The organism is Nocardioides sp. (assembly GCF_051876515.1).
GTDB lineage: Bacteria > Actinomycetota > Actinomycetes > Propionibacteriales > Nocardioidaceae > Nocardioides.
This window is the reverse complement of the sequence record NZ_JBJEHY010000042.1, coordinates 1-3,788: the sequence shown is the minus strand read 5'-3', so window position 1 is coordinate 3,788 and position 3,788 is coordinate 1. Positions and strand designations below refer to the sequence as shown.

General features: G+C 70.0%; 3 protein-coding genes. All 3 read left to right on the top strand.

All coding sequences use genetic code 11. From position 1 onward, the window contains the following. Nucleotides 1-1,352: hypothetical protein (locus ACI379_RS02715; protein ID WP_439790523.1), on the top strand; the 1,352-nt coding region annotated here is incomplete at its 5' end. Nucleotides 1,353-1,374: 22 nt separating this feature from the next. Next, on the top strand, nt 1,375-2,763 hold the full coding sequence (locus ACI379_RS02710) for a hypothetical protein (RefSeq protein ID WP_439790522.1): 1,389 nt from the start codon (nt 1,375-1,377) through the stop codon (nt 2,761-2,763). Between the two features lie 131 nt (nt 2,764-2,894). Then, the gene (locus ACI379_RS02705) at nt 2,895-3,605 is read left to right on the top strand and encodes a hypothetical protein (protein ID WP_439790521.1); all 711 of its coding nucleotides are present in this window, start codon (nt 2,895-2,897) and stop codon (nt 3,603-3,605) included. Nucleotides 3,606-3,788: the final 183 nt, after the last annotated feature.

Sequence of the window (3,788 nt, the reverse complement as noted above, 5' to 3'; positions counted from 1 at the left end):
GGCTCGTCATCGCCTCGGCGGACGGCCGCCACATCGAGACCGTGTCCAGTGTGCTCCACTCGACCCTCGACGTCCCCAAGACCGGCACTGCCGCGGTGGTCGTGGACGCCCTCACCGAACGGCTCCTGCTCGGCGGGATCGACGTGGTCGACGATGCCGATGCCACCAAGGTACTCCAGGCAGCGTGGGAGGCCAGCGACCTTGACGTGATGCACCAGGAGGCCAACCGCGAGGCCCTCATCGCCGCCCGCTCCTTCGCCTCTGTCGCGCGCGAGCGTGACGGAGACCGGGCCGTGGTCGGCATCGAGTCGGCCACGCAGGCGGCGGTGCACCGCACTCAGGCGCCGCCCTACGACGTCGACGCCTACATGAAGATCTGGACCGATGAGTGGACCGGCAACAAGGTGGCGCTGCTCCGCCTGCCCGGCTGGGACCACCCGCTGCGCTGGGGCGAGACCTCCGTCCCTGACCCCGAAGGTTCGAGCGAGCACTCGCGCTGGGTTCCGGACGGCGACCCCAAGCCCACGGGCGTGAACTACGTCCAGGTCGTCGAGCTCGCCCCGCGGGCCCGGCTGCTCAAGGAGCCGACCTCGGAGATCGACCGGATCACCACGAGCATCGACGTCATCGACCTGATCGAGGGCCTGCTCGTGTTCGCCGGCCACTTCGGCGCCGTGCCCATCCGGTACGCCACCGGACTCGACATCCCGCGCGACCCCAGGAACCCTGAGCTCCCGCTCATGGGCCCCGACGGCAAGCCGATGATCGGCTTCAAGCCCCGCGCCGACCACTTCTGGGCGAACTCCAGCAAGGACGCCAAGTTTGGGCAGCTGGAGCCCGCCGGCCTGGCCTCGTTCGTGACCTGGGCCGACCACGCGGCCGCGGTCCTGCGCCGTCAGACCAAGCTCCCCTCGGCGTACTTCTCCCTTGACCTCAAGTCGCACATGTCGGCCGAGCTCCTCAAGACCGACGAGGCACCGATGGTGCGCCGCGTCAACGGCATGGGCCGCATGGGCTCGCTCAACACCTCCTACCGACGCCTCGGGCGCTTCATCCTCGACATCGAGTCCCCCAGCACGAAGGGCCGCGTCGCCCCTCGGTGGGTGGACCCCGAGACCCGCATCGAGTCCCAGCAGGTCGACCAGGTCACCAAGCTCGTGTCCGGCGGCATGGGCATCGCGGCCGTCGCCGAGCAGGTCCTGGACTGGGACCCCGAGGTGATCCAGCGCGCGGTCGAAGAGGGGCGAGCCGCCGCAGAGTCGGCTGACCCGTTCACCCTCCTCGACGCGTCCACGCGCGCCGCACTGAAGGCCGTCCCGAGTGCCGACTCCAACGCAGCAGCAAGCGCGTAGCGAGCACTCCCAGCAGGCCGCCATGGCCGCCGCCGGCTCAGTGGCCGTAGCGGGCATGATCGCCCAGGGGCTCCCGTGGGCACAGGTCCTGCAGACGTTCGCCGCCTACCAGCTCGCCGCCGCCACCCGAGCCATCGAAGCGCTACTCGGATGGTCAGCGACGTCCACCTCGACCATCGACCCCCGGGCGTTCGCTGGCGTCACCTCGCTCGGCTACGCCATCTCCGAGCCGCTCATTGCCACGATCGACCGGTACGTTCCCGCGCCGGCCGAGGCCATTCCGGCGCCCTGGTGGGACGACGCCTCGCCGTTCCTGGCCAACGTCGCCCGGGTCGTCGAGGGCGAGATCAAGGACGCGGCCCGCTCGGCGGCGGGTGCAGCGATCACGGTGGACGAGCACTGGGGCGGCTACGTGCGGATGCTCGTCCCGCCCTCGTGCAAGCGGTGCGTCGTGCTGGCCGGGAGGGTCTACCGGTGGAACAGCGGCTTCTCCCGGCACCCGCCGACCTGCGACTGCATCCACGTCCCGGTGGCCCAGCAGCGTGAGTTCGAGGCCGACGGCTTCATCGCCGACCCGATGGAACTCTTCGAGGCCGGGCAGATCCGAGACCTGACCGCGGCTGAGTACGCAGCGATCGACGACGGCGCCGACATCGTCGAGGTCATCAACGCCAACTCCGGCATGTTCACCGCGGACATGTTCGGACGCCGGCTCAAGGCCACTCGCTACGGCACCACGAAGCGCTCCGCCTGGCGCAAGGCCAACCCCAGCCGCCCCATCCGCCTGCGCCCCGAAACCATCTACGACATCGTCGACCGCGAGTACGACGGCGACCGCAACGAGGCGCGACGGCTGCTCGGGGTCTACGGGTACATCAAGGGCGACGCGCGGGCGCCCGAGCGCACCGCCAGCGAGAGCGACTTGCCGGACCCCAACCGCGGCTTCGGGCTGCCGCCGGACAATAGGGACAAGGACGCCAGCCGCGCCTACTGGCAGCGACGCGCCAGCGCCCTGGAAGGCGGCGCCTTCGTCGGCGCAGACCTCATCCGAGAGCCACAAGAGGTCCGCTTCGTTGAGCGGATGATCGAGCGCGGCCACTCCCTCGACTGGCTCCCTGCGAACCCTCGGCGCGGCAAGACCAACGACTTCGTCTGGAACGACTTCGGAATCGAGGTTGAGCTCAAGACCAACAAGCCGCGCTACCGCACGATCGCTCACGCGATCCGTTCAGATGTTCCGCCCAAGCGGAACTTCATCCTCGACCTCGAGGAAGTCTCGCTGACAGACACCCTGCGGTGGCAGCTGGAGAAGTACAACCTCCGCAACCCCGAGAGTCGCATCGAGCGCCTGTGGGTGCTGTCGGAGAACGGCCGCGCGCTCACGGAGATCCGCCTGCGAAATGACGAGTAGGGCCGCATTGCCCGCCCGTTCAAAGGTCCCGTTATTTCAGGGCGGGCGGGGGCTAGCCCTACTCACTCACGACTGTACCGCGACAAGCCGTCGCGGTCATCCCCTCTGCAGCACACATCCAAGGAGACGCGATGTCCCGCCTGCTCAACCCGTCCCAGCGCCACCCGCTCACCGGCGCACTGATCGTTCCGCTCGGCTTCCGCAAGGACGGCCGTCCCATCTTCCCGATCCTCGGCGGTGACGACACCGTCGTGCCAGTCGAGCGCCCCGAGGGCGTCTCCGCGGAGGAGTGGGAGGCCCTGGGCGACCCCGGCAAGAAGGCGATCACCCGCGAGCGGGAGGCCCGCGTGAAGGCCGAGCGCGAGCGCGACGCCGCGCGGGCACGTCCGACGCCCCCGAAGCCGGCCGCTCCCGCGGCCCCCGCGGCGCCGACCAAGCCCGCGGGCGACCAGCCCGACGTGGCCGAGATCGTGAAGCAGGCCGTGGAGGCCGCGATCAAGCCGTTCCAGGAGCGCGAGGACAAGCGCGACGCCGAGGCCGCCGCCGCCAAGGTCCGCGACGTCGTCCTCGCCGCCGCCAAGCCTCGGCTGCACGACGCCACGGACGCCCTGCAGGTCGACCTGACCACCGTGCTCGACGAGAACGGTTCGGCCGACGCCGACAAGGTCGCCAAGGCGATCGACAAGCTGCTCGCCGACAAGCCCCACCTCGCCAAGAGCGACGTGCGCTACGCCCCGCCCGGCATCGGCGGTGCCAGTGCCCCCGCGAGCCGCAAGGAGCAGGTCGCCGGGATCCTCGCCGACATGCAGCGGGGCACCGGCGTGCGGGTTCCGACCACCTGACAGCTCTCCCCCGGACAGTGCGTAGGCGCGAGGCCACGACTCCCGGAATCCACCAGGACACCCCGAACAGAAGGAGATCATCGTGTCCAACTTCGCGCCCAAGCGCACCACCTACACCACCAGCGACAACCGCTGGTGCCGCAACCTGCTGGACGCCAGCACCCGCGGCGTCTCCGTCGTATT

What these genes read in the sequence shown, in the direction of transcription:
- ACI379_RS02710 (WP_439790522.1), top strand. Translation starts at nt 1,375, where the DNA reads ATGGCCGCCGCCGGCTCAGTGGCCGTAGCGGGCATGATCGCCCAGGGG.
- ACI379_RS02705 (WP_439790521.1), top strand. Translation starts at nt 2,895, where the DNA reads ATGTCCCGCCTGCTCAACCCGTCCCAGCGCCACCCGCTCACCGGCGCA.